Raw genomic sequence first — 25221 nt, 5'->3', positions numbered from 1 at the left:
AATTTCACGAAGGAGCAAGATCATGAGCAAGCAAGTTATCGTCATATCAGGCGCATCGAGCGGCTTCGGCGCTCTGACGGCGCGTGCTCTCGCGAAGGCAGGCCACACCGTCTATGCCGGCATCCGCGAAACCCGGGGGCGCAATGCGGCGCAGGTGGCAGCGGCAGCAGCATTTGCCGAGGAGAACGGCGTCGATCTCAGGACCGTCGAACTCGATGTCGCATCCGACGTTTCCGTGGAAGCCGGTATCGCCGCCGTCATCGCCGAGCAGGGCCGCATAGACACCATCATCCACAACGCCGGCCACATGTCCTTCGGCCCGGCCGAGGCTTTTACGCCCGAGCAGTTCGCCGAACTTTACGATATCAACGTGCTCAGCACCCAGCGCGTCAATCGCGCAGCGCTGCCCCATATGCGCAAGCAGGGCTATGGTCTGGTCGTCTGGGTTTCCTCGTCCAGCACGCGCGGCGGCACGCCGCCCTACCTCTCTCCGTATTTCGCTGCCAAGGCCGCGATGGATTCGCTCGCCGTCTCCTACGCTTCGGAGTTGACCCGCTGGGGCATCGAGACCGCCATCATCGTGCCCGGCGCCTTCACCAGGGGCACCAACCATTTTGCCCATTCCGGCTCGCCCGCAGACAGGGCCCGCGCTGCCGAATACGACAACGGCCCCTATGCCGGCGTGCCCGACCAGGCGTTGAAGGGGCTTGCTTCACTGGAGCCGGCGGACGCCGATGCCGCCTCTGTAGCAACAGCGATCGTCGATGTCGTCGACATGCCGTTTGGCACACGGCCGTTCCGTACCCATATAGATCCCTCCGAGGATGGCGCGGAAATCGTCAACGGTGTTGCCGACCGGGTTCGGGCGGAACTCTTCCGGCGTATCGGTCTGGAAGATCTGCTGAAGCCGCACGCAAGGGCCTGAGGCCCCCGCAACCATCCTTCGAACGTGTCAAATCGCCGCTTCTGTGCCACAGAGGCGGCGATCTGTTGCTTACATCAAGGCTATTTTGCTTCGTACGGCATTCCAAGCCCATTCGTTTCGTACTAAAGCGAATCCTTCAGAGGGTCGGGAGACATCCATGGACGCGAAGGACATTGGCGAAATTGCCAGCTGGCTCATGCAGGCCGGCCTCAAGGGCATGGCGGAGGCCGACATCCTGGCGGGCTTCTGCGAGCAGTGCCGTCAGCATGGCCTCAACGTCGACCGGGCCATGGCGCTGATGGATACGCTGCACCCGGTCTATGAGGGTCGCGCCTTCCGCTGGGACGGCAACCAGGTGGTCGAGCGCGAGTTCGAATACGGCCCGTCGCATCAGGGCATCGCCTCCGAAAATTGGCAGCGTTCCGCCTTCTATCATATGTTGACGACGGGCGGAGAAGAGGTGCGCCGGCGCATCGGTTTTGGCGAGCCGGCCGATTTCTTCGGGCTCGATACGCTGCTGGCCGATGGTCACACCGACTACATCGCCATGGTGCACCGGTTCGAAGAAGGCGGCACGATCGGCGAGATGGATTGCTTCTATTCCAACTTCGCCACGGCAGCCGAGGTCGGCTTCCCGGAAGACGATCTGCGCGTGCTGCGCAAGCTGACGCCGGCGCTGGCGCTCGCTATCAAATGCACCGGCATGAGCCGCATCGCCCGGACCATCGCCGAGGTCTATCTCGGCGAGGATGCCGCCCGGCATGTTCTCGAAGGCAAGATCACCCGCGGCAAGACGGAGCGGATTTCGGCAGCCCTCTGGTTTTCCGATCTCGCGAACTACACGCGCATCTCGGATACGGCCGAGCCCGACGAAATCATCCCCATGCTGAACGCCTATGCGGATGCCGTCATCTCCTCGATCCACGAGGCCGGCGGCAACGTGCTGAAGCTGATCGGCGACGGCACGCTGGCGATCTTCAAGGCCAGGAATTCCGCCGATGCCTGCGCTGCCGCGCTGATGGCGGAATCGCTGCTGCGCCAGCGGCTGGGTGACTTGAATTCGCAACGGCAGATCGAGGGCAGGCCGGTGACGGACGTCTATCTCGGCCTGCATATCGGCGATGTGTTCTACGGCAATATCGGCAGCATGGACCGGCTTGACTTCACGGTCATCGGGCCGGCCGTCAACGAAGTCAGCCGCATCGCCTCGATGTGCCGCTCGGCCGATCGCAATATCCTGATGTCCTCGAATTTCGTCGAGGCGCTGTCGAGCCAGAACAGCAACGATCTCGTTTCCGTTGGACGTTATGCGCTGCGTGGCGTCAAGCGGCCGCAGGAACTGTTCACGCTGCTCTCTTCGGCAGCCTGACAGCGACGGGAACCGCTCTCAGCGGCGACCGGCAGCAAACATCGGACCGCCCTTGCTCGAGGGGAAGCCGTAGCCGTTGATCATGACGAGGTCGATATCGCTTGCGCGTGCGGCGATGCCTTCCGAAAGCAGCGCCTCGCCTTCGCCGGCCATGGCCTTCAACAGGCGGGCGACGATCTCGTCTGCCGGGAAATGCCGCGGCGTAATGCCTTTCTCGGCGCGTGCGGCTTCGATCATCGCCGTCACCGCCGGATCGACGGTGCGCTTGCCATCGGGATAGGCGTACCAGCCACGGCCGGATTTCTGGCCGAAGCGGCCGGCTTCGCAGAGCCGGTCGGCGATGACGACGTAACGCTCACTTGGGTCACGGGTTGCGGAATGCCGCTTGCGGCGCGCCCAGGCGATTTCCAGACCGGCCATGTCAAAGACGGCAAACGGGCCCATCGGAAAGCCAAAGACTTCCAGCGCCGCATCGATCTCCTGCGGCAGGGCGCCATCCTCGAGCATGTATTCGGCTTCGCGGCGATAGGCGGAGAAAATGCGGTTGCCGATGAAGCCTTCGGTGACGCCGGAGACGATGGGCAGCTTGCCCAACCGCTTCGCGAAAACAAGGGCCGTCGCCAGCACGTCGGGCGCGGTCTCCTTGCAGTTCACCACTTCCAGCAGCCGCATGATGTTGGCGGGCGAGAAGAAATGCAGCCCGACGACGCGTTCCGGCAGCCTGGTGGACGCGGCGATGGTATCGGGATCGAGGTAACTCGTATTGGTCGCGAGGATCGCGTCGGCGCGGACGATGTCGTCAAGTCTTTGGAACAGCTCCGTCTTGACGGAGAGATCGTCGAACACGGCTTCGATGACCATATCGGCCTTGGCGAGTTCCTGCATTTCCACCGTCACCATCAGGCGGCTGAGGCGATCGTCCCGGCCCGCGGCGTCGAGGCGGCCCGATTGCACGGCCTTGTCGAGGAGGCCGGTGATGCGCTCGCGTCCCTTTTCGGCCGCTTCGGTGGTTTGTTCCACGCCGATGACGCGGTAGCCGCCGTTGAGCGCCGAGACGGCAATCCCGGATCCCATGAGCCCGGTGCCGACGATGCCGACGGTTTCGATCCGGCGCGGAGTGACCGCATCCAGGCCCTCGACCTTGCCGGCTGCGCGTTCGGCGAAGAAGACATGCCGCAACGCCGCAGCCTCTTCGCTGTCGCGCAGCTCGACGAAGGTGCGGCGCTCCTCGGCAAGACCATCCGAAAGGGAGGCGGTTGCCGCCAGACGTATGAGGCGGACGGCTTCTGCGGGTGCGCGCTGGCCGCGCGCCTTGCGCAATGCGTCCGCTGCCGCCTTGTCGACGGCCTTGGGAGCTTCCGGCTGGACCGTCAGCGATCCGGTGCGGCGTATGGCGGCGGCGATGGCGGCCTTGGCATCGGCAACGGCCTCAGCGATCAGCTCGCCGCTGGCCGCCGCGTCAATGATGCCGAGCTTGAGGGCTTCGGCTGCGGAGACGATACGGCCATTGGCAATCATGTCGATGGCGGCCGCAATTCCGGTGAGACGCGGCAGACGCTGCGTGCCGCCTGCGCCGGGTACGATGCCGAGCTTGACCTCGGGAAGGCCCAGCTTGGCGGTAGGTGCGGCAAGGCGGCGATGGCAGGCAAGCGCCACCTCCAGGCCGCCACCGAGGGCCGCGCCATTGATCGCGGCGACAACGGGTTTCGGAAAGGCTTCGATCCGGGCAATGACGTCAGGCAGAAACGGCTCGACCGGCGGCTTGCCGAATTCCTTGATGTCGGCGCCGCCGATGAAGCTGTTGCCTGCTCCCGTCAGCACGACGCCGGCAACATTGCCATCGTTTTCCGCGTGCCCGAACGCGGCCATGAGGCCGGCCCTGACATCGGCGGAAAGCGCGTTGACGGGCGCGTTGTCTATGGTGACGACGAGGATCCCGTCGGTCAGCGCCGCCGAGATGGTGTCCGAAAAACGCGATGCCGACATGATTTTACCAGCCTGTCCGATATTATTCCGGGATGACGGCGGTCGCCTGGATCTCGATCTTGGCGCGATCTTCGACGAGGGCGACGACCTGCACGGCAGCCATGGCGGGGAAGTGCCGGCCGATGATCTCGCGATAGGCCTGGCCGAGACCCTTCAGACTGCCGAGATATTCCTGCTTGTCCGTGAAATACCAGGTCATCGAGGTGATGTGCTTCGGTTCGGCGCCGCCTTCGGCCAGGATGGCGACGACATTCTTCAATGTCTGGCGCACCTGATCGACAAAGTCGTCGCTTTCGAATTCGCAGGCGGCATTCCAGCCGATCTGGCCGCCGACGAACACCGTGCGGCCCGTCGCCGCTACGCCATTGGCATAGCCGATCGGCTTGGCCCAGCCTTCAGGTTGCAGGATGGTGTGCATCGGTCTTCTCCAGATGAGAGGTCAGCGCGGCACGGAGATCCTCCGGCCATTCAATGGATTTATGCGTATCGAGCGAGGTGGCGACGACGCGGTGCCTGGCCGTCCACAGCACATGGCCGTTCGCCGAGACCTGATGTTCCAGGTCGAGCGAGGAGCGGCCGATGCCATGAACCGTCAGCAGGAATTCGAGATCGTCGCCCTGAAGGCCCGGCTTCATGAAGGTCAGATCGAGCCGCACCGTCGGCACGCCGAGCTGACGGTCGTCGATCAGTTTTCTCCAGGGAAAGCCAAGCGAGGCGAAATAGTCTTCCAGCACCCCGACGAGGATGTTCAGATAGGATGGGAAATAGGCGATCCCAGAGGGATCGCAATCTCCGAAACGCAGAGGTCTGGTGGTTTTGAACGCCAAGGCGGGCCTCAGTTCGAAAAGGCGGCGATGCCGGTGATGGCGCGGCCGAGGATAAGCGCGTGGATATCGTGCGTGCCCTCATAGGTGTTGACCACTTCGAGGTTGACGAGGTGACGCGCGACGCCGAACTCGTCCGATATGCCGTTACCGCCCAGCATGTCGCGGGCGGCGCGGGCGATATCCAGCGCCTTGCCGCAGCTGTTGCGCTTGACGATAGAGGTGAGTTCGACAGGCGGATGGCCCTCTTCCTTCATGCGGCCGAGGCGCAGGCAGCCCTGCAGGCCGAGCGTAATCTCAGTCACCATGTCGGCAAGCTTCTTCTGGATGAGCTGGTTGGCGGCCAGCGGCCGCCCGAACTGCTTGCGGTCGAGCACATATTGCCGAGCCTTGGCATAGCAATCCTCGGCAGCACCCAAGGCGCCCCAGGCAATACCGAAGCGCGCCGAGTTGAGGCAGGTAAACGGACCCTTCAGCCCGGACACGTTCGGCATCAGGTTTTCTTCCGGCACGAAGACATTGTCCATGACGACTTCGCCGGTGATAGAGGCGCGCAGGCCCACCTTGCCGTGGATGGCGGGCGCCGACAGGCCCTTCCAGCCCTTTTCGAGGATAAAGCCGCGGATGAGGCCATCCTCGGTCTTCGCCCAGACGACGAAGACATCGGCGATCGGCGCATTGGAGATCCAGGTCTTGGCGCCGGTCAGGCTGTAGCCGCCATCGACCTTCTTTGCCCGCGTGACCATCGAGCCGGGGTCGGAGCCATGGTTGGGTTCCGTCAGGCCGAAGCAGCCGATCCATTCGCCGGTCGCGAGCTTCGGCAGATACTTCTGCTTCTGCGCGTCCGAGCCGAAGGTTTCGATCGGCACCATGACGAGAGAGGACTGGACGCTCATCATTGAGCGATAGCCGCTGTCGACGCGTTCGACTTCGCGGGCAATCAGGCCGTAGGCGACGTAGCTGAGGCCGGCGCCGCCATATTCGGGAGAAATCGTCGGGCCGAGCAGGCCGAGTTCACCCATCTCGCGGAAGATCGCCGGATCCGTCTTTTCGTTGCGGAAGGCTTCGAGCACGCGGGGGCTGAGCTTCTCCTGCGCGTAGGAATGCGCAGTGTCCAGCACCATGCGTTCGTCGTCGCTCAGCTGCTCCGTCAGCCGGAACGGGTCGGCCCAGTCGAAAATCTCGCGGCTCATGCTCTTAATCTCCCATTGGGGCAGTTCGGTATTTCTTGCAGGGGCCGAACCGCTCAATTTCTTTATTTTACGCAATTCCGGACGGAAAACCGCACGGCATTTTTCCTGGAATTGCTCTAGGTCTTCAGAAGTTCGCGCGCAACAATGAGTTTCTGAACCTCCGTCGCACCTTCGTAGATGCGAAGCGCGCGGATCTCCCGATAGAGTTTTTCCGTTATCTCGCCCGACCTCACGCCGCGCCCGCCAAAAAGCTGGACCGCACGGTCGATGACGCTCTGCGCGGTTTCCGTCGCCGTCATCTTGGCCATGGCCGCTTCGCGCGTCGTCGGCAAGCGCTGCACGTCGCGACGCCAGGCCGCCCGGTAGGTGAGCAATGCCGCCGCGTCGATGCCGGTCGCCATGTCGCCGAGAGCGGCCTGCGTCAGCTGAAGGTCGGCGAGAGTGGCGCCGAACATCGGGCGTGCACGCGCATGGGCAAGCGATTCATCCAGGGCGCGGCGGGCAAAGCCGAGGCCGGCCGCGGCGACAGAGGCGCGGAAGATATCGAGCGTGCGCATGGCGATCTTGAAGCCTTCGCCCGGGGCCCCGAGGCGGCGCGACGCGGGAATACGGCAATTGTCGAAGCGGATCGTCGCGAGCGGATGCGGCGCAATCACCTCGATGCGTTCGGCGATCGAAAAGCCGGGGTCATCGGCAAAGACGACGAAGGCGGAGATGCCGCGCGTTCCCGGCGCTTCGCCGGTGCGGACAAAGACCGTATAGACATCGGCGATGCCGCCGTTGGAAATCCAGGTCTTTTCGCCGTCGAGAACGTAGTGATCGCCGTCGAGGCGTGCGGCGCAGCTCATGGCCGCGACATCGGAACCGGCATCCTTCTCGGACAATGCAAAAGCAGAGAGCCAGTCGCCGGAGCGCACCTTGGGCAGAACGGCCGAACGTAGTTCCGGCGAGCCGGAAAGGCCGATGGCCCCGGTGCCGAGGCCCTGCATGGCGAAGGCGAAATCGGCAAGGCCGTCGTGCCAGGCGAGCGTTTCGCGGGCAAGGCAGACCATGCGGGAATCGATCAGGGGTTCGCTATCGGACGAACCGGTCGCGGCGGTCAGAAGCCCGGCGTCGCCCAGCGCCTTGACCAGCTTGCGGCACGCGCCATCGACATCGGCATGATCGATGGAAGCCATGACGCCGGACTTGGCGAAGGCGTCGACCTCGGCGGCGAAACGGCGATGGCGCTCCTCGAAGAAGGGCCAATCCAGATGATCGCGTGTCGGGCCGGGAAGGCTGCTTGCCGTGGACATCAGCTCAATCTCCCTGGAATTCCGGCCGGCGCTTGGCCGCGAAGGCTTCGAAGGCGCGGCGGAAATCCTGCGTCGCCATGCAGATCGCCTGTGCCTGCGCTTCGGATTCGATCATCTCGTCGATACCCATCGCCCATTCCTGGTTCAGCATGGTCTTGGTCATGCCGTGGGCGAACCAGGGACCATCGGCCAGCGAACGGGCAAGCGCGAGGGCCTCGCGTTCCAGATCGGCGTTGGCGTGCAGGGCGTTGTAGAAACCCCAGGCATGGCCTTCGGCCGAAGTCATCGACCGGCCGGTAAAGAGAAGCTCGGCGGCACGGCCCTGGCCGATGATGCGGGGCAGGATGCCGCACGCGCCCATATCCGCACCGGCAAGGCCGACGCGGGTGAAAAGGAAGGCCGTCTTGGCTTCGGGCGTCGCCAGCCTCAGATCGGAGGCCATGGCGAGGATCGCGCCGGCGCCCGCGCAGATGCCGTCGACCGCCGTGACGATCGGCTGCGGGCATTTGCGCATCGCCTTGACGAGATCGCCGGTCATGCGCGTGAAAGCCAGAAGCTCGGGCATGGCCATGCGGGTCAGCGGCTCGATGATCTCGAAGACATCGCCGCCGGAGGAGAAGTTGCCGCCGGCGCCGGTCAGCACGATGGCGCGGATATCCGATGCATAGGCGAGGTCGCGGAAAAGGTCGCGCAGTTCCGCATAGCTGTCGAAGGTCAGCGGGTTCTTACGTTCGGGGCGGTTCAGGCGAATGGTGGCGACGCGGCCGTCCTCGCTCACTTCCCAGAGGAAGTGCTGCGGCTTGTAATCCTTGAAGGGCTTCAGATGGCCTTTCATCGTCATGTCCCGATCGCTCATCGCGTTCAAATCTCCCCACCGGCAACCGCGATTGCCTGTCCATTGATCGATGCCGCAGCCGGCGATGCCAGCCACAAGACGGTATCGGCGACCTCTTCCGGCTTGACGAGCCGTCCCTGCGGATTGGACTTCGTGAACTCTGAAAGTGCCTGCTCCGCCGTACGTCCGGTCTTGGCGACGATCGTCTCGATCGAGCGCTGGATGATCGGCGTGTCCGTGAAGCCGGGGCAGACAGCATTGACCGTGATGCCGGTCCTGGCAAGCTCCAGCGCCAGCGAACGCGTCAGGCCGACGACGCCATGCTTGGCGGCGACATAGGCGGAAACGTAGCCGTATCCCTTCAGGCCGGCGGTCGAGGCGATATTGATGATACGCGCGCCAGGGCCGTAAGCTTTCAGGTCGGAAAGGGCTGCCTGCGTCACCACGAAAACGCCTGTCAGGTCGACCGACAATACGTGGTTCCAGGCCTCAAGGCTCGTCTTCTCGAAAGACGCGCTCGGCGCTTCGCCGGCATTGTTGACGAGGATATCCACCGGGCCGAACGTTTCGCGTGCCTTGGCGAGACCTTGAGCCACGGCTTCGGGGCTCGTGACATCGAAGCCATCGACAACGAATGCGGCCGCACCGAGTTCGGCGGCGACCACTTCCAGCGGCTCTCTGCGGCGACCCGCCAGGCTGACATGCGCGCCTTCGGCCGCGAGCGCCTTGGCGATCGCGGCGCCGATGCCGCTGCCGGCCCCGGTGACGAGGGCGTGACGGCCGGCGAGTTTGCCCGAAGTCGTCATCTCGTCCTCATTTCGCCGGTGCGGCGGTGGCAGCGCGGGCAAGGTTGGTTTCGTACTGCAGCTTGCCGGAAACATATTGCTTCGGCCAGGGAATGGAAGTCACGCCGATCTTGGCGGCTTCATGCAGCGACCAGGCCGGGTCGGCCAGATGCGGGCGGGCGACGGCGCAAAGATCGGCACGGCCGGCGGCGATGATCGAATTGGCGTGATCGGCCTCCGATATCGCACCGACCGCAATCGTGGGAATGCCGATTTCGTTGCGGATCTTGTCGGAGAAAGGCGTCTGGAACAGGCGGCCGTAGACAGGCTTTTCCTGTTTCGAGACCTGGCCCGAGGAGCAATCGATCAGGTCGGCGCCGGCTTCCTTGAACATGGCGGCAAAGATTGCCGCATCTTCCGGCGTGTTGCCGCCATCCGTCCAGTCGTGGCAGGAAAGGCGGACCGAGATCGGCTTGTCTGCCGGCCAGATCGCCCGTATCGCCTTGAAGATCTCCAGGGGATAGCGAGCGCGGTTTTCATGGCTGCCGCCATACTCGTCGTCGCGCACATTGGTCAGCGGCGACAGGAAGCTCGACAGCAGATAGCCGTGGGCGCAATGCAGCTCCAGCCAGTCGGCGCCGGTTTCGATCGCCAGTTCGGTCGAGCGAATGAAATCGGCCTTGACGCGGTCCATATCGGCGCGGTCCATGGCCTTCGGCACCTGGCTGTTCTTGAGGTAAGGAATTGCCGATGCGGAGATCAGCGGCCAGTCGCCTTCTGCCAGCGGCTGGTCGATCCCTTCCCAGGCGAGCTTCGTTGCGCCCTTGCGCCCGGCATGGCCGATCTGGATGCCGACCTTGGCGGCGCTGTTCGTATGAACGAAGTCGACAAGCCGTTTCCATTGCGCCATCTGCGCTTCGTTCCAGAGGCCGAGGCAGCCGGGCGTGATGCGCGCATCCGGGGTCACGCAGGTCATTTCCGCGAAGACGAGCGCCGCGCCGCCCATGGCGCGAGAGCCGAGATGGACGATGTGGAAATCGTTCATCACGCCATCCTCAGCCGAATACATGGCCATCGGCGAGACGACGATACGGTTGACGAGCTGGACATCGCGCAGGCGGTAGGGCGTGAACATCGGCGGCAGGCACCGGTCGTTGCCGACGGTGAGGCCGGATTTTTCGGCGAACCAGCGCTCGTAGCCCTCGAGCCAGGTCTTGTCGCGCAGCCTCAGGTTTTCGTGGCTGATGCGCTGCGAGCGTGTCAGCATCGAATACATGAATTGCGGCGGCTCGAGCGTATCGGCATAGCGGCGCCCGACGACTTCGAACCATTCCATTGCGTTGCGGGCGGCATTCTGGATGCGCGCGACATCGACGCGGCGGATTTCCTCGTAGGTATCGAGGACGGCCGGTATCTTGTCCTTCTCGTGTCCGTGGATCTGGAACTGCCGGGTGAGCTCGATGGCGTCATCGATGGCGAGCTTGGTGCCGGAGCCGATGGCGAAATGTGCCGTGTGGGCGGCATCCCCCATCAGGACGACATGGGAGTTGCCGTTGAAGTGGCTCCACTTGCCGCAGATCAGGCGATTGAAGTTCAGCCAGGCCGATCCCCTGAGGTGACGGGCATTGGTTATCAGCGGCGCGCCTTCGAGCACTTCCGCAAACAGGTTCTCGCAGAAGGCGATGGAGCCGTCCTGGTCCATCTTGTCGAGGCCGTGCGCCAGATAGGCTTCTTCTGTCGTTTCGATGATGAAGGTCGAGGTCTTGTCATCGAACTTGTAGATATGCGCCTGGAACCAGCCGTGATCGGTGCGGCGGAAATCGAAGGTGAAGGCGTCGAACAGTTTGTTGGTGCCGAGCCAGATGTAGCGGTTCGGCCGGGTAATCATGTCCGGCTGGAAAACCTCCGGATAATGATTGCGGATCTTGGAGTTGAGACCGTCCGAGCCGATGACCAGATCGGCGTCGGGGTAATCGAGATCGGAGTTGACCTCCGTTTCGAAGATCAACTCGACATCGAGCGCCTCGCAGCGGCGCTGCAGGATGTTCAGCAGCTTCTTGCGGCCGATGCCGACGAAGCCGTGGCCAGACGTGCGCTGGCGCGTGCCCTTGAACAGGACCTCGATGTCGTCCCAATGGTTGAAGGCGTCCTCGATCTCGGCGGCGCTTTCAGGGTCCCATTCGCGCATCGAGACCATCGTCGCGTCGGAAAAGACGACGCCCCAGCCGAACGTATCATAGGGACGATTGCGTTCGACGACGCTGATCGAATGTTCAGGATGGAGCTTCTTCATTAGAAGCGCGAAGTAGAGCCCTGCGGGGCCGCCGCCGATACAGACGATGCGCATCGCTTATCCCTCCTCTGAGGCCGAAGCCGATCTCGAAATCATTTAAGTTTAAAATATCTCGTCATCATCATTCGTCAAGGCTTTTCCTCTCCGACTCTGTGGCCCATCAGGGGTCGCAATAGCTCGAAATTCAAGAATTTCCTTTTAGAATCAATGAGAAATGAAAAATATTTTAGACTTAAAATTTCTCGCTTGAACTATTCAATCTTCAGTGCGATCTTTTTTAGCACGCTACAGGCGCCACCTTGGGAGAGGTCGGTGATGGCGATTTGATCGAGAAGAATGTGGGAGCGAGGCAATGCTGGGACCGACCGGTCATACCGATACATTCACGCGGGATAATCTGCCGCCTTTCGGCGAATGGCCCGAGTTGCTGATGGATGGTTTCGACTACCCGGAGTGGCTGAACGCCGGCTTCGAGCTGAGCGACCGGATGGTCGAGAAGGGCTTCGGCGACAACGTGGCCCTGATCGGCAACGGCCGCCGCCGCACCTACAAGGAGCTGGCGGACTGGACCAACCGCATCGCCCATGCGCTCGTGGAAGACTTCGGCGTCAAACCCGGCAATCGCGTTCTCATCCGCTCCGGAAACAACCCTGCCATGATCGCCTGCTGGCTGGCGGTGACGAAGGTCGGCGCCGTCGCCGTCAACACCATGCCGATGTTGCGGGCGGGTGAGCTTTCGAAGGTCATCGACAAGGCGGAAATTTCCTTCGCGCTCTGCGATACGCGGCTGCTGGAGGAACTCGTGGCTGCCGCCAAGGACAGCCGCTTCCTGAAGCAGGTGGTCGGCTTCGACGGCACCGCCAATCACGATGCCGAACTCGACCGTATCGCCCTCAACAAGCCGGTTCGTTTCGAAGCGGTGAAAACCGGACGTGACGACGTGGCGCTGCTCGGCTTTACGTCGGGATCGACCGGTGTGCCCAAGGCCACCATGCATTTTCATCGCGATATCCTGATTATCGCCGATGCCTATGCCAAGGAAGTGCTGCAGGTCACGCCCGACGACGTCTTCATCGGTTCGCCGCCGATCGCCTTCACCTTCGGGCTGGGCGGCCTCGTCATCTTCCCGCTGCGCTTCGGGGCATCGACGGCCCTGCTCGAAAACGCCTCGCCGAAGAACATGGTCGAGATCATCCAGGAATACGGCGCGACGATCAGCTTCACCGCGCCGACCGCCTATCGCGCCATGCTGGCGGCGATGGAGGAGGGGGCTGACCTTTCCTCGCTACGCATTGCGGTTTCCGCCGGCGAGACGCTGCCCGGACCGATCTTCGAAGAATGGACGCGCAAGACCGGCAAGCCGATCCTCGACGGCATAGGCTCGACGGAGATGCTGCATATCTTCATCTCCAACCGACTGTCCGACGCCAAGCCGAACTGCACCGGCAAACCGTTGACGGGCTATGAGGCCCGTATCGTCGATGACGAGATGAACGAAGTTCCGCGCGGCACGATCGGCAAGCTCGTTGTTCGCGGGCCGATCGGCTGCCGTTATCTTGCCGACAACAGGCAGGCCGACTATGTGCGTGCTGGCTGGAACCTGACGGGCGACAGCTTCATTCAGGACGACGAAGGCTATTTCCATTTTGCCGCGCGTTCCGACGACATCATTCTTTCGGCCGGCTACAATATTGCCGGGCCGGAAGTCGAAGCTGCGCTTCTTTTGCATGCCGACGTGCTGGAATGCGCCGTCATCGGCAAGCCGGACGAGGAGCGCGGGCATATCGTCCAGGCTCATGTGGTGCTGGTGGCCGGCGTGACCGGATCTCAGGTTCTGGTCAAGGCGCTGCAGGATCACGTCAAGGCCGTGATCGCGCCCTACAAATATCCCCGTTCCATTATCTTCGTCGAGGCCTTGCCGAAGACGGAATCCGGCAAGATACAGCGTTTCCGCCTCAAATAGCGGAAACGCTCAATCAGGCTGGTGCAGGCGGCATTTTTGAAGCCGCACGCAGTTACTCATTGTTGCCGACATTGCGCTTGCGTGCGGTCGCGGCCGGTCGAGCCGCGGCGGTGCCATTGCGCAACCTTCGAGCCTCGCCCAGGGCAGGTATCACTTGGCCGGATCTTTCGGATTCCACAGCAGGGTTTCGGCGCCTTTTTCATAAGCCATACCCTTGGGATAGCTGATGGCCTCGAATTGCAAGCCCCATGGCGCCTGGAAATAGAGGATCGACTGGCCCGCTGCCGGACCATCATTGATCGGCAACGGCCCCAGCCGTGTTTCAATGTTCCTGCTGTCGAGATAGGCCTTTGCGGCATCGATATCGTCGACGTAGAGCGAGATATGAAACGCACCGATGTCGCTGTTCTTCTGCTTGAGGTCTCGCTGATCGGGCGCTGAATATTCGAACAGCTCTATGTTCGATCCGAAGCCGCAGCGAACTTGCACTATCTGCTTTATTTCAGCCTTGGGGTGGACACCGAGCAGATCCGTCATGAAGGTGCCCTCGTCGTCGGCAAACGGTCCAAATGACATTGCGACCTTGCAACCGAGCACATTCTCGAAGAAATCGATGGCCTGCTTCATGTCCGGCACCGTCAGTCCTGTATGGTCGTGACCACGAAGACCAGGCAGCCCGGTGGCTTTTGCCCCTCCCGGCCCAACAGTTGAAGCTTTCATTGCCGCTGACTCCGGGTCTTTCATCGCTACTCCCTTTCTGTGTGCGGGTATTGTTGAACTCTCGCCGATACCCGCGGCTCCAGTGTTAGCCTTGCCCTGGCGTCGGGCCGCGGTTCAGGCGTCGGACGCTTCTGCAACCACGCTCTCGCGGCCGAGCCAGCGCGGGTCGACCTCCGGCAAGGGGATGGCGTCGAGCAGCATGCGCGTATAGGCCGAGGCGGGTGCGGTGAAGACGCGCTCGCAATCGCCTTCCTCTTCGACGCGGCCATGGCGCATCACATAGACACGGTCGCAAATGGCGCGGATGACGGAGAGGTCATGGCTGATGAAGGCCATGGAAAGGCCGAGATCGCGCGAAAGCTCCTTCAGCAGATTGAGCACCTGTGCCTGGGTCGACACGTCGAGACCGGAGACGATTTCGTCGGCAAGCACGAAGTCCGGCTTCAGCAAGGCCGCCCGTGCGATGCCGACGCGCTGGCGCTGACCGCCGGAAAGCTCATGTGGATTGCGGTCGAGGCAGGCCTGGGGCAGCGTCACGCGATCGAGGATCGCAGCGACCTGTCGTTCGGCCTCCTTTCGGTCGGAAGCCAGCCCATGCAGGAGCAGCGGCTCGACGAGGATGCGGCGGATCGTGTGGCGCGGATTGAGCGAGGCCATCGGATCCTGGAATATCATCTGCATGCGACGGCGCAGCGGCCGCATGTCGGCATCGGGCAGCTGGGTGATGTCCCGACCGTCGAAATGGATGGTGCCCGCAGTGACATCGACCAGCCGCAGCAGGGCGCGGCCCAGCGTCGTCTTGCCCGAGCCGCTTTCGCCGACGATGCCGACCGTCTCGCCGCGGCGGATGTCGATATCGACGCCGTGCAGCACCTTGATGCCAAGGCCCGATGGGCCGAAAAGATGCGGCTTGGCGCCGTAGGTGACCTCGATGCCCTTGGCCGAAAGCAGGCTATCGGAAACGCTCATCGGCCGCCCTCCGGAATGCCGATTTCGCGGCGCAGTTGTTCGAAGACCGCCTGCGGCACCGGCGTCAGCCCGGCATCCGGCCGGTCGTAGCGCGGGCCGGCGGCAATGAGCGATTTCGTGTAGATGTGTTGCGGATGCGCGAGCACGTCACCCGTTCGCCCCTCTTCGATGACCTTGCCGGCGTAAAGCAGGGTGACGCTGTCGCAAATCTGGGCGACGACGCCGAGATCGTGCGTGACGAAGACGACGGCGGTGCCATGCGCCTCCTGCAGGCCGCGAATCAGCCGCAGGATCTGCTTCTGCACGGTGACGTCGAGCGCGGTGGTGGGCTCGTCGGCCACCACCAGCTTCGGTTCCAGCGCGAAGGCGGCGGCGATCAGGATGCGCTGGCGCATGCCGCCCGACAATTCATGGGGGTAGGCGCGCAGCACGCGCTCGGGATCGCGGATATGCACTTCCTCCAGCAATTTCAGTGCGCGCAGCCTCGCGTCGCGCGACGACATTCCGCGCTTCAGCCGCAGGCCGTCGGTCAGCTGCGCCTCGATGCGCCGGCCGGGATTGAGTGCCGTCTGCGGGTCCTGCGGGATCAGCGAGATTTCGCTGCCCATGATGCCGCGCAATTCCCTGGTGGAAAGTGTGAGAAGATCGCGGCTCTCGAAGAGGATCGAGCCGGCGGTGATGCGGACGCTGCGCGGCAGGATGCCGAGCAGGGCCTTGGCGATGGTCGATTTTCCGGCGCCGCTTTCGCCGACGAGCCCGCGGACCTCGCCGCGCTCCAGCGTGAGGGAGACATCGCGCAGGATCGGTGCGCCGCCGTCGCGGTCGGATACGGCGCTGAGGCCGGCAATGGAGAGAAGCGGAGATGTCATCGGCGCATTACCGGATCGAGGGCGCGGCGCAGGCCGTCGCCGAGTTGATTGAAGGCAAGCACCGTGGCGAAGAGGGCGATCAGCGGCACGACTAGCACCCACCAGCCCTGGTAGATCATCTGCCGCCCCTCGGCGATCATGCCGCCCCAGGTGGGCGTGTCGGATGAGACCGACAGGCCGACGAAGGACAGGATGGCCTCGACAATGACGGCGATGCCCATTTCCAGGCTGACGAGAGCGATCAGCACGGGCGTCACATTGGGCAGGATCTCGCTGAAGAGGATCCTGGCTCGTGAAAAGCCGATCGTGTGGGCCGCAGTCACATAATCCATCCGGGCCTGCGCCTGCGTTTCTGAGCGTACGACGCGACAGAAGCGCGTCCAGTCGATGATGACGATGGCCGCGATGACCGAGTGGACGCCGGAGCCGAAGACGGCGACGAGCAGGATCGACAGCAGCACGGGGGGGAAGGCCATCCAGATATCGACGAGGCGCGAGATCACCTTGTCGATCCAGCCGCCATACCAGCCGGCGAGAAGGCCGAGGAGCGTGCCGACGAATGCGGCAAGCCCGGCCGCGACGAAGGCGACAGTCAGCGCGATGCGCGTGCCGAAGATGACGCGCGACAGGACGTCCCGGCCGAGGTCGTCGGTGCCCAGCAGGAAGCCCGGATCGGAACCGTCGATCCACGCCGGCGGCAAGGTGCCGGACATCAGGTCCTGCTCCAGCGGATCCTTCGGCGCGATATAGGGCGCGAAGATCGCGAGGATGAGGAGGATGAGAATGAAGCCGCCGCCGAAGATCACCTTTGGCTCGGAAAGCATCGCGCGAATGCGTTTCGCCGTTCTCGACGGTGTTTTTGGCATGGCGGGCGAAGTGACGTCAGCCATGGGCGAGCCTCGGATTGAAGGCCGCGACCAAAAGGTCGACCGCCAGATTGACGAGAATGAAGAGGGCGCCGAAGACGAGAACGAGGCCCTGGATCAGCGGCAGGTCGCGGTTGATGACCGCATCGATCGCCATGTTGCCGATGCCGGGATAGGCGAAGATGCGCTCGACGATGACGGTGCCGCCGATCAGAAAGGTAAACTGCACGCCGGTGAGCGCGATCGTCGGCCCGACGGCATTGCGCAGCGCCTCCTGGAGAACGAGCCGCAGCTCGGACATGCCCTTCAGCTTGGCGAGCAGGACATAATCCTGCACCATGGCCTCGGAGAGCGCGGCTTTCAGCACGCGGGCGATGATGGCCGCCAGCGGCAGGCCGAGCGCCAGGACCGGCATGACCATATGGGCGCAAATATCCGCGAAGATCCCGAAGCGAAGCGTCACGAGGCTTTCGAGGAGATAGAAGGGGGTCGCGAACTGCACGTCGATGCTCGGATCGATGCGGCCGGAGAGCGGGAAAAGCGGAAAGAGAACGCCGAGGACAAGGACCAGGGCCAGCGCCCAGACGAAATCCGGAATGGCGAGGAAAAGGCCGTTGAGGCTGTCGATGACCGGCTCGAAGACGGTGCGGCGGGCGAGCGTGCCGACGATGGCGACCGCACCGCCGAGAAGAACCGCCAGCGCGAGGGCGGCAAAGGCCAGTTCCAGCGTCGCAGGGAGGCGTTCTCCCAGCAGCGACAGCACATCGCGCTTCAGGGAGATCGATGTGCCGAAATCACCCATCAGAACCGATTTCAGCCAGATGCCGAACTGGGTCGTCAGGCTGGCATCGAGGCCGTAGTGGGCGCGGAGCGCGGCGATATCGGCTGGGCTTGCGCCCGGCGAGATCATCATGGCGATCGGATCGCCCGGCACGACCCGCAACAGGACGAAGACGATCACCGCCACGCCGAAGAGCGTGATGGCGGCCATGATCAGGCGGTTGAAAATGGAGACTGCTATCATTCGTTATGAATTCCGATCGCGCGGCTATGGCGCTGAAGAGTCCCAAGCCCCTCATCCGCCCTGTCGGGCACCTTCTCCCCGTCATGACGGGGAGAAGGGAAGGAGGCACCTGCAGCCTACCCTCAACCGCCTGTTCAAGCGAGAGAACAGAGGTCGTTCCCTCTCTCCGTCCTGAGCTTGTCGAAGGGGCGGGGAGAGGGCTAGGGTAAGGGGCAAGGCTACGGGCTCAAGGCTCGACGCATCAACCCTTCGACACCAGCGTCGGCTGCAGCGCGCCCGACACGTTCGGGGTCACCTTCAGGCTCGATTTATAGACGATCGGCTGGGCATATTGCAGCAGCGGGATCACATAGCCTTGCTCGGCGATGTACTTGATTACCGCCTTCCAGCCGTCGATGCGCTTCGTCTCGTCCTTTTCGACCCAGAGCGGCCCCATCATGTCGTCGACATCCTTGGTCTTCCAGGCCGAATGCGGCGAGGGGCCGAACATGGCGAAACCCGTCGAGGTCGTCGGGTCGCCGATGGCGTTGCCCCAGTTGTAGAAGGCGGCGGGGCCGAGCTGGTGGGCGGCGCGCAGTTCGTAGTGCTTGGCGATTTCGTAGACTTCGATCTCCGCCTCGATGCCGACCTTGCGCCACATGCCGACGATCGCCTGGATCATCTCGTAGTCCTTCGGCTTGAAGCCGCGGGTCGTCTTGATGCCGAACTTCACCGGCTTTGCCGGCGAATAGCCGCTGGCGGCCAGAAGCTTCTTGGCCTGCTCCGGATCGTAGGGGATCTTGACCGAGGCGTCGTAAGCTTCGTATTCCGGCGCTTCCAGCGTCGACAGAGGCTTGCCGTAGCCGCGCAGAAGCCGCTTGATGATCGCTTCCTTGTCGATCGCCATGTTGGCGGCGAGGCGGACGTTCTTGTCGAGCATCGGATCGACATTGCTGATGAAGATCATGCCGATGTCGGAGATCGGGGTCGCGACGCCGGCGAGGCCGGACTTCTTTTTCAGCCGGTCGAAATCCTCATAGGGGATTTCCAGCGTCACGTCGGACGAACCGGATTCGATTTCCGCGACGCGGCTCGTCGTGTCGGGCACGAACTTGAAGATGACGGTCTCGAACGCCGGCTTGCCGCCGAAATAGTTGGGGTTCGCCTTCAGGCGCAGATAGGAATTGCCCTCATAGGCGTCGACCATATAGGGGCCGGTGCCGACGGGCTTCTTTTCGAAGCCTTCGGCGCCCACCTTGGTATAGTAGTCCTTCGGCAGGATATAGCCGGTGAGGAACGCCATCCATTTGAAATAGGTCGGCTCGAAACGGACGACATCGCCGGTGATCCGGTTGCCTTCCACCTTGTAATTGTTGGCGGTCGACCAGATGAACTGGATCGGATTGCCGGTTTCCTGCTTGGCGGCGCGCTCCAGCGACCAGACGACATCGTCGGGGGTAAACTTGGAGCCGTCGTGCCAGGTGACGCCTTCGCGGACGTCCATCCAGACCTTGGTCTTGTCGTCGTTCCAGCCCCAGGCGGTCAGCAGGCCCGGCTGGAATTGGAGATCCGGTCCCTGGCCGATGAACTGGTCGAAGATCGAGCGATAGATCGCCTGGATCGTCGGGTTGACGGCGGACGGGCCGGTCGTCGGATCGAAAGAGGGCAGGTTGACGTTGAAGGCGATGGTCAGCGTGCCGGCTTCGGCGGCTTCCACCGGCGTTCTGCCTGCGAGAATCCCAGTAATGAATGCAGCTGCGCCGAGGCTAAGGGCCTCGCGCCGAGTAAGCGTTGTCATGGTCACTCCGTTCCCCTGTTAAGCGGCAAAAAAGCGTGACGCCGCCTGCCGCTGGCGATTTATTGTCGGAATGTTTTAATCTTAAAATACGTATTTCGGAGCGGCAAGCGCTTTCTCGGGTGTTTCGCAAAATCCTGGCCGTTATTTTTCGGCAGGCTTCGACTATTCGCAAAAATTTTATGCATATGCATATATTTTGACGATGCATCGCCTTGTTGCCGACGGATTGCGATAGCCGCCCGATATGGTTGGAAGGTCGATAGCGCAAACGAGAATGGCGAGATCCGATAATTGTTCGTTGACAGTTCAGGGAAGTTCAAAATATGATTTTGCAAATGATTTAGAAGAAGCCCATCGGGGCAAAGGGGTAACGTCTATGGCCGAGCGATCGTTTGCGCGCGAGGTCGAGGATCTGAAGCTCGGGGAAGGTGATATCTTCCGCGGCGAGGGTATTCTCGCGATCACCAAAGCACTTCTGCAATCCGGTGTCTCCTATGTGGGAGGCTATCAGGGTTCGCCGATTTCCCATCTGATGGACGTCCTGGCCGACGCCAAGGACGTGATGCAGGATCTGGGCATCCATTTCGAGACATCGGCGTCGGAAGCGGCGGCCGCCGCCATGCTGTCCGCCTCCGTCATGTATCCGGTGCGCGGCGCCGTCACCTGGAAATCGACGGCCGGAACGAATGTCGCCTCCGATGCGCTTTCCAACCTGTCTTCGGGCGGGGTTACGGGCGGCGCGCTGATCATCATCGGCGAAGACTACGGCGAGGGCTCGTCGATCATGCAGGAGCGCAGCCATGCCTATGCGATGAAATCGCAGATGTGGCTGCTCAATCCGCGCCCGAACCTGCCGTCGATCGTGCAGGCGGTCGAGGAGGGCTTCGAGCTTTCGGAAGTGTCGAACACGCCCGTCATGCTGCAGGTCGGCATCCGCAGCTGTCATGTGCACGGCCAGTTCGTCGCCAAGGACAACAAGCGGCCGGCCTATACGCTGAAGCAGGCGCTCGAGAATCCCGTTCGCGACGTCAACCGTATCGTGCTGCCGCCGGCATCCTTCATTCATGAGAAGGAAAAGCTGGAGAAGCGCTGGCCCGCGGCCGTCGATTTCATCAAGAAGCGCCAGCTCAACGAGTATTTCGGCCCTTCGGAAGGCGAAGTCGGCATCATCCTGCTCGGCGGTGCGTATAATGGCGTCATGCGCGCGCTGCAGCAGCTCGGGCTTGCCGATGTCTACGGCAATTCCGCCGTGCCGCTTTATGTTCTCAATGTCGCCTATCCGCTGGTCGACGACCAGCTCGCCGACTTCTGCGCCAACAAGAAGGCCGTGCTGATGGTCGAGGAAGGGGCGCCCGAATATATCGAGCAGTCCCTCAACACCATCCTGCGCCGCCGCGATATCCAGACCAAGGTCGCGGGCAAGGATGTCCTTCCCATGGGCGGCGAATATACCGCGCCGGTGCTGATGAAGGGCATCAAGAACTTCCTGGAGATCCATCAGCGCGTGCTGCTCGGCAACCAGCCGCCGCTGCCGGATCCGACGCCCATCCTGAACGATCCGAAAATCAAGGCCCTGGCCGAAGTCGTGCCGCCGCGTCCGCCGGGGTTCTGCATCGGCTGTCCCGAGCGTCCGATCTTCGCGGCGATGAAGATGGTGGAGAGCGAGCTCGGCCAGCATCATATCTCCGGTGATATCGGCTGCCATCTCTTCTCGATCCTGCCGCCCTTCAATATCGGCAGCACGACGATGGGCTATGGGCTCGGTCCGGCTGCCGCTTCGGCCTTCAATGTCGCGGCCGACAAGCGCGTGATCTCGGTCATGGGCGATGGCGGCTTCTGGCACAACGGCCTTGCGACCTCCGTCGGCAATGCCGTCTTCAACAAGCAGGACGGCGTCATCCTCGTCGTCGACAACTACTATTCGGCGGCGACCGGCGGTCAGGACATACCGTCCTCGCGCGCCCTCAATCCGCGCCGCAAGACCAACAATTCCATCGTTAACGCCGTGAAAGGCATCGGCGCGACCTGGGTGCGGCAGATCGACCGGACCTACGATGTCGCAAAGATGCGCGACACGTTGCGCGAGGCCCTGACCTCGAAGGAGCCGGGCCCGAAGATCATCGTCGCCTCTTCGGAATGCATGCTCAACAAGCAGCGCCGCGTGAAGCCGCAATTCGCCAAGGCGGTCAAGGACGGCAAGCGCATGGTCAAGGAGCGCTTCGGCGTCGACGAGGACGTTTGCACCGGCGATCACGCCTGCATCCGTCTTTCCGGCTGTCCTTCGCTATCGGTCAAGCATACCGACGATCCGCTGAAGGACGATCCGGTGGCGGCGATCGACAATAATTGCGTCGGCTGCGGCAATTGCGGCGAGGTCTCGGAGGCGGCGGTGCTCTGTCCCTCCTTCTATCGCGCCGATATCATCCACAATCCGACGGGTTGGGATCGCTTCGTCGCCGGCTTGCGTTCCCGCGTCATCGGCTGGCTGCAGGCGCGTCGCCGCGCCGGCCGTATCGTCTTCGCGGATTGAGAGGGCGATATGAACGAGCATGTAAAAATGAGTGATCTCGGCGCAGGCCGCCTTTCCACGGACAAGCCGCTGTCGCTTGCCATCCTCGCCATGGGCGGGCAGGGCGGCGGCGTGCTGGCCGACTGGATCGTCGGCCTTGCCGAAGCCGAAGGCTGGATGGCGCAAACGACCTCGGTGCCCGGCGTGGCGCAGCGAACGGGCGCGACGATCTACTATATCGAGATGCTGCCGGCCCGCGACGGCCACGAGCCGATCTTTTCGCTGATGCCGACGCCGGGCGATGTCGATGTCGTCATGGCGGCGGAACTGATGGAAGCCGGCCGCTCCGTACTGCGCGGCCTGGTCACGCCGGACAAGACGCTGCTGATCTCCTCGACGCATCGCTCCTTTGCGGTCGCCGAAAAGGAGAAGCCGGGCGACGGCATCGGCAATCCCGAGGTCGTGGTCGATGCGACCGACTTCGCAGCCAAACGCACCATCGCTTTCGACATGGAAGCGCTGGCCGTCCGGAATGGCAGCGTGATTTCTGCCTCCATGTTCGGCGTGCTGGCTGCTTCGGGGGCGTTGCCCTTTGCAAAGCAGGCTTTCGAAGCGATGATTCGCGCCGGCGGCAAGGGTATCGAGCCCAGCCTGAAGGCGTTCAATGCCGCGTTCGAGAGGGTCAAGGAGAAGCCGCGCGACGCGGTTTCGGCGACGCCGCCGAAGCATTTCGACGCTCTGCCTGAAACCGCCGGGCACCCCGCGCTGGACCGGCTGGTCAACCGCATCCGATCCGAATTTCCGGAGGTGGCATGGCCCCTGCTGTTTGCCGGCGCCAAGAAGCTGACCGATTATCAGGATCCGGCCTATGCCGATGGGTATCTGAGCCGTGTTGCAGCGCTTCATGCGCTCGACCGAAAGGCCGGCGGTGCGGACAAGGATTTTGCCTTTACCGTTCAGGCTGCCAAATATGTCGCCGTCGCCATGGCTTACGACGATGTCATCCGGGTTGCCGACCTGAAGGTTCGCGGGTCGCGTTTCGAGCGCGTTCGCAAGGAGGTCGGCGCCAAGGACGACCAGATCGTCTACATGACCGAGTACATGCATCCGCGCATGGACGAGGTTTGCGGCACCATGCCGAAAGCCATGGGTCTGTGGATCGAGAGCCGGCCGCGCCTGTTCGAGCGGCTCGACGGCTTCATCAACAAGGGCCGTCGCGTCAAGACCGGCACGCTGTTCTGGTTCCTTGGCCTCTATACGGTTTCGGCGCTGCGGCGTATCCGCCGCGGCACCCTGCGTCATGCCCGTGAAGTGGAGCATCGCGAGGCCTGGCTTACGGCGGCATCCAATCTGCTGGCCGTGAACTACGATCTCGCCGTCGAGGTGCTCGGCAATCGGCGCCTCGTCAAGGGCTATTCCGACACGCATGCGCGGGGTCTTTCCAAGTTCGATCGCGTCATGTCGGCGCTGCCGTTGCTGCGCAATCGCGAAGACGGCGCCGCCTGGATGCGGCGTCTGCGGCAGGCAGCGCTTCTGGACGAGAAGGGCGCGGCGCTCGACGGAGCGCTGAAAACGGTCGAAACGCTCTGATGCAGCCGGACGGGGCGGATATTCCGCCCCGCGCGCATTCGGGTCGCTGACGATATCGGCCGAGACCGATAATTTCCAACAGGGAACAATCGCATGGACAGTCTCCGAAGTGGTGCTGCGAGGGATGTTTCAGGTCCCCGCGGCGGGGAAATCTCGCATTCCAAAAGCCTCGTCGTCGTTCTCATCTGCTGGTTGGCGATCTTCGCGGAGGGATATGATGTCGGCCTTCTCGGCGCCATCCTGCCGGCGCTGTCCACGGATAATGTCTGGCACCTCACCCCACTCCAGCTCGGGGCAATGGGCAGCTACACCGTCTTCGGCATGCTTGTCGGCGGCATCGTCGTGGGGATGCTCAGCGATCTCCACGGCCGCAAGCCGATGTTTCTGGCCTGTCTTTCGCTGTTTGCCGTTTGCACGGCGATCACCGCCTGGTCTCCGACCCCGATCTGGTTCGGTGTCAGCCGCTTTGCGGCCGGTCTCGGCCTCGGGGGCATCATTCCGCTGGCGGCGGCGCTGACCATCGAATATTCGCCGGCGGCCAAGAAGAATCTCAACTACGGCATCATGTATTCCGGCTATTCCCTCGGCCTTTTCGCCGCAGCGCTCGTCGGCCGATGGCTGTTGCCGGATTACGGATGGCGGCCTGTCGTTCTGGTCGGTGCGCTTCCGGTCCTGTTCGTGCCTGTCATGGCATGGCTGCTGCCCGAGTCCCTTGATTTTCTTGTGGCACGCGGGCGGAGCGAAACTGCGAGGCGGCTGGCCGACCGGCTGGGCGTTGCCGTTCCCGCGGGGAGCGCACCGAGGAAAACGAGCCTCGGCTGGCGCGCCGTGCTGGGCGAGATCTTTTCGCCGAGAAACGCCTTTGCCACCGCCTGTTTCTGGATTGCCCTGTTCATGGGGCTGCTCCTTGTCTACGGGCTTGCCCAGTGGCTGCCGCAGATCATGCGCAAGAGCGGCTACGATCTTGGCGACAGCCTGCTGTTTCTCGCAGTTTTCAGCCTGACGTCGGCGATCGGCGGCATCGTGCTTGGCCAATGGGCGGATCGTTTCGGCGTGCGGCTGACCGTGACGCTATCCTACCTGCTCGGCGCTGTCGGTATCGCGCTTCTCGCCTTCAAGGGTTCCATCTGGCTGAACTATACGGTCGTTGCCATTGCCGGCTTCGGCACGGTCTCGGCATCGCTGATCCTCACCGGCTATCTTGCCGCCTATCTGCAGCCGTTCGTGCGGGCGGCCGGCACCGGCTGGGCGCTGAGCTTCTCGCGCATCGGCGCGCTCTCCGGCCCGTTGATGGGAGGATACATCGCCAGCCTGAACGTCGGCCCTGAATGGAATTTCTACGTTTTCGCCATCATCGCCGCCATCGCTGCATTGGCGACGGCGCTCATTCCGAACAAACGGTGAGGCGAGTTGCAGCGGCGGCGTCCCC

At 62.9% G+C, this 25221-nt stretch carries 20 protein-coding genes; 6 read left to right on the top strand and 14 right to left on the bottom strand.

Annotated features, from left to right (window positions below; all coding sequences use genetic code 11):
- Positions 1-22: 22 nt before the first annotated feature.
- Positions 23-925 carry an SDR family oxidoreductase gene (locus ACQZ6J_RS04540; RefSeq protein WP_449082248.1) on the top strand — a complete coding sequence of 301 codons (903 nt, stop codon included), beginning with the start codon at positions 23-25 and terminating at the stop codon, positions 923-925.
- A 157-nt stretch (positions 926-1082) separates the two neighbouring features.
- A complete protein-coding gene (locus ACQZ6J_RS04535; protein WP_163986520.1) occupies positions 1083-2294 on the top strand; it encodes an adenylate/guanylate cyclase domain-containing protein in 1212 nt (403 codons plus the stop codon).
- Between the two features lie 18 nt (positions 2295-2312).
- Here the strand turns inward: ACQZ6J_RS04535 and ACQZ6J_RS04530 are convergent, their stop codons facing one another.
- The 8 genes from ACQZ6J_RS04530 to ACQZ6J_RS04495 all read right to left on the bottom strand — a co-directional run bounded on the left by ACQZ6J_RS04530 (position 2313) and on the right by ACQZ6J_RS04495 (position 11559).
- On the bottom strand, positions 2313-4280 hold the full coding sequence (locus ACQZ6J_RS04530; protein ID WP_449082245.1) for a 3-hydroxyacyl-CoA dehydrogenase NAD-binding domain-containing protein: 1968 nt from the start codon (positions 4278-4280) through the stop codon (positions 2313-2315).
- A 22-nt stretch (positions 4281-4302) separates the two neighbouring features.
- Complete coding sequence (locus ACQZ6J_RS04525; RefSeq protein WP_163986518.1) at positions 4303-4698, bottom strand: RidA family protein; 396 nt, start codon at positions 4696-4698, stop codon at positions 4303-4305.
- Positions 4676-5107, bottom strand: a complete 432-nt coding sequence (locus ACQZ6J_RS04520) for an acyl-CoA thioesterase (protein WP_163986517.1) — start codon at positions 5105-5107, stop codon at positions 4676-4678. The genes ACQZ6J_RS04525 and ACQZ6J_RS04520 overlap by 23 nt, the downstream gene beginning before the upstream one ends.
- A gap of 8 nt (positions 5108-5115) precedes the next feature.
- On the bottom strand, positions 5116-6297 hold the full coding sequence (locus ACQZ6J_RS04515; protein ID WP_163986516.1) for an acyl-CoA dehydrogenase: 1182 nt from the start codon (positions 6295-6297) through the stop codon (positions 5116-5118).
- Between the two features lie 116 nt (positions 6298-6413).
- On the bottom strand, positions 6414-7592 hold the full coding sequence (locus ACQZ6J_RS04510; RefSeq protein ID WP_449082242.1) for an acyl-CoA dehydrogenase family protein: 1179 nt from the start codon (positions 7590-7592) through the stop codon (positions 6414-6416).
- A gap of 4 nt (positions 7593-7596) precedes the next feature.
- The gene (locus tag ACQZ6J_RS04505) at positions 7597-8448 is read right to left on the bottom strand and encodes an enoyl-CoA hydratase family protein (protein WP_449082240.1); all 852 of its coding nucleotides are present in this window, start codon (positions 8446-8448) and stop codon (positions 7597-7599) included.
- Between the two features lie 5 nt (positions 8449-8453).
- Positions 8454-9233 carry an SDR family NAD(P)-dependent oxidoreductase gene (locus ACQZ6J_RS04500; protein ID WP_449082238.1) on the bottom strand — a complete coding sequence of 260 codons (780 nt, stop codon included), beginning with the start codon at positions 9231-9233 and terminating at the stop codon, positions 8454-8456.
- 7 nt (positions 9234-9240) lie between these two features.
- Positions 9241-11559 carry a bifunctional salicylyl-CoA 5-hydroxylase/oxidoreductase gene (locus tag ACQZ6J_RS04495; protein WP_449082236.1) on the bottom strand — a complete coding sequence of 773 codons (2319 nt, stop codon included), beginning with the start codon at positions 11557-11559 and terminating at the stop codon, positions 9241-9243.
- 298 nt (positions 11560-11857) lie between these two features.
- On the opposite strand from ACQZ6J_RS04495, the gene ACQZ6J_RS04490 reads away from it, so the two are divergent.
- Entirely contained in the window at positions 11858-13468 is a 1611-nt protein-coding gene (locus ACQZ6J_RS04490) for an AMP-binding protein (RefSeq protein ID WP_449082234.1), read from the top strand.
- A gap of 150 nt (positions 13469-13618) precedes the next feature.
- Here ACQZ6J_RS04490 and ACQZ6J_RS04485 read toward each other — a convergent pair whose 3' ends face one another.
- The 6 genes from ACQZ6J_RS04485 to ACQZ6J_RS04460 all read right to left on the bottom strand — a co-directional run bounded on the left by ACQZ6J_RS04485 (position 13619) and on the right by ACQZ6J_RS04460 (position 19693).
- Positions 13619-14212, bottom strand: a complete 594-nt coding sequence (locus ACQZ6J_RS04485) for a VOC family protein (RefSeq protein WP_449082232.1) — start codon at positions 14210-14212, stop codon at positions 13619-13621.
- A gap of 90 nt (positions 14213-14302) precedes the next feature.
- Positions 14303-15157, bottom strand: a complete 855-nt coding sequence (locus ACQZ6J_RS04480) for an ATP-binding cassette domain-containing protein (protein ID WP_449082230.1) — start codon at positions 15155-15157, stop codon at positions 14303-14305.
- Positions 15154-16026: an ABC transporter ATP-binding protein gene (locus ACQZ6J_RS04475; protein WP_449082228.1), complete on the bottom strand. Its 873-nt coding sequence runs from the start codon at positions 16024-16026 to the stop codon at positions 15154-15156. The genes ACQZ6J_RS04480 and ACQZ6J_RS04475 overlap by 4 nt, the downstream gene beginning before the upstream one ends.
- A complete protein-coding gene (locus tag ACQZ6J_RS04470; protein ID WP_449082226.1) occupies positions 16023-16916 on the bottom strand; it encodes an ABC transporter permease in 894 nt (297 codons plus the stop codon). The genes ACQZ6J_RS04475 and ACQZ6J_RS04470 overlap by 4 nt, the downstream gene beginning before the upstream one ends.
- Complete coding sequence (locus ACQZ6J_RS04465) at positions 16909-17916, bottom strand: ABC transporter permease (RefSeq protein ID WP_449082224.1); 1008 nt, start codon at positions 17914-17916, stop codon at positions 16909-16911. The genes ACQZ6J_RS04470 and ACQZ6J_RS04465 overlap by 8 nt, the downstream gene beginning before the upstream one ends.
- A gap of 241 nt (positions 17917-18157) precedes the next feature.
- Positions 18158-19693 carry an ABC transporter substrate-binding protein gene (locus tag ACQZ6J_RS04460; RefSeq protein ID WP_449082222.1) on the bottom strand — a complete coding sequence of 512 codons (1536 nt, stop codon included), beginning with the start codon at positions 19691-19693 and terminating at the stop codon, positions 18158-18160.
- Between the two features lie 376 nt (positions 19694-20069).
- Between ACQZ6J_RS04460 and ACQZ6J_RS04455 the strand changes: the two genes are divergently transcribed.
- The 3 genes from ACQZ6J_RS04455 to ACQZ6J_RS04445 all read left to right on the top strand — a co-directional run bounded on the left by ACQZ6J_RS04455 (position 20070) and on the right by ACQZ6J_RS04445 (position 25196).
- Positions 20070-22223, top strand: coding sequence for a thiamine pyrophosphate-dependent enzyme (locus ACQZ6J_RS04455; RefSeq protein WP_163986504.1), 2154 nt, complete (start codon positions 20070-20072; stop codon positions 22221-22223).
- 9 nt (positions 22224-22232) lie between these two features.
- Positions 22233-23792, top strand: a complete 1560-nt coding sequence (locus tag ACQZ6J_RS04450; RefSeq protein WP_449082220.1) for an indolepyruvate oxidoreductase subunit beta family protein — start codon at positions 22233-22235, stop codon at positions 23790-23792.
- Positions 23793-23885: 93 nt separating this feature from the next.
- Positions 23886-25196 carry an MFS transporter gene (locus ACQZ6J_RS04445; protein ID WP_449082218.1) on the top strand — a complete coding sequence of 437 codons (1311 nt, stop codon included), beginning with the start codon at positions 23886-23888 and terminating at the stop codon, positions 25194-25196.
- Positions 25197-25221 lie beyond the last annotated feature (25 nt).

This window comes from Rhizobium sp. A37_96 (assembly GCF_053521765.1).
Note: the sequence above shows the minus strand (reverse complement) of the source record. Positions and strands in the feature narration are given on the sequence as shown.

Bases quoted from the DNA above. Each gene is read 5' to 3' on its own strand.
- ACQZ6J_RS04540 (WP_449082248.1), top strand. From the start codon at position 23: ATGAGCAAGCAAGTTATCGTCATATCAGGCGCATCGAGCGGCTTCGGC.
- ACQZ6J_RS04535 (WP_163986520.1), top strand. From the start codon at position 1,083: ATGGACGCGAAGGACATTGGCGAAATTGCCAGCTGGCTCATGCAGGCC.
- ACQZ6J_RS04530 (WP_449082245.1), bottom strand. From the start codon at position 4,280: ATGTCGGCATCGCGTTTTTCGGACACCATCTCGGCGGCGCTGACCGAC.
- ACQZ6J_RS04525 (WP_163986518.1), bottom strand. From the start codon at position 4,698: ATGCACACCATCCTGCAACCTGAAGGCTGGGCCAAGCCGATCGGCTAT.
- ACQZ6J_RS04515 (WP_163986516.1), bottom strand. From the start codon at position 6,297: ATGAGCCGCGAGATTTTCGACTGGGCCGACCCGTTCCGGCTGACGGAG.
- ACQZ6J_RS04510 (WP_449082242.1), bottom strand. From the start codon at position 7,592: ATGTCCACGGCAAGCAGCCTTCCCGGCCCGACACGCGATCATCTGGAT.
- ACQZ6J_RS04505 (WP_449082240.1), bottom strand. From the start codon at position 8,448: ATGAGCGATCGGGACATGACGATGAAAGGCCATCTGAAGCCCTTCAAG.
- ACQZ6J_RS04500 (WP_449082238.1), bottom strand. From the start codon at position 9,233: ATGACGACTTCGGGCAAACTCGCCGGCCGTCACGCCCTCGTCACCGGG.
- ACQZ6J_RS04495 (WP_449082236.1), bottom strand. From the start codon at position 11,559: ATGCGCATCGTCTGTATCGGCGGCGGCCCCGCAGGGCTCTACTTCGCG.
- ACQZ6J_RS04490 (WP_449082234.1), top strand. From the start codon at position 11,858: ATGCTGGGACCGACCGGTCATACCGATACATTCACGCGGGATAATCTG.
- ACQZ6J_RS04485 (WP_449082232.1), bottom strand. From the start codon at position 14,212: ATGAAAGACCCGGAGTCAGCGGCAATGAAAGCTTCAACTGTTGGGCCG.
- ACQZ6J_RS04480 (WP_449082230.1), bottom strand. From the start codon at position 15,157: ATGAGCGTTTCCGATAGCCTGCTTTCGGCCAAGGGCATCGAGGTCACC.
- ACQZ6J_RS04475 (WP_449082228.1), bottom strand. From the start codon at position 16,026: ATGACATCTCCGCTTCTCTCCATTGCCGGCCTCAGCGCCGTATCCGAC.
- ACQZ6J_RS04470 (WP_449082226.1), bottom strand. From the start codon at position 16,916: ATGGCTGACGTCACTTCGCCCGCCATGCCAAAAACACCGTCGAGAACG.
- ACQZ6J_RS04465 (WP_449082224.1), bottom strand. From the start codon at position 17,916: ATGATAGCAGTCTCCATTTTCAACCGCCTGATCATGGCCGCCATCACG.
- ACQZ6J_RS04460 (WP_449082222.1), bottom strand. From the start codon at position 19,693: ATGACAACGCTTACTCGGCGCGAGGCCCTTAGCCTCGGCGCAGCTGCA.
- ACQZ6J_RS04455 (WP_163986504.1), top strand. From the start codon at position 20,070: ATGGCCGAGCGATCGTTTGCGCGCGAGGTCGAGGATCTGAAGCTCGGG.
- ACQZ6J_RS04450 (WP_449082220.1), top strand. From the start codon at position 22,233: ATGAACGAGCATGTAAAAATGAGTGATCTCGGCGCAGGCCGCCTTTCC.
- ACQZ6J_RS04445 (WP_449082218.1), top strand. From the start codon at position 23,886: ATGGACAGTCTCCGAAGTGGTGCTGCGAGGGATGTTTCAGGTCCCCGC.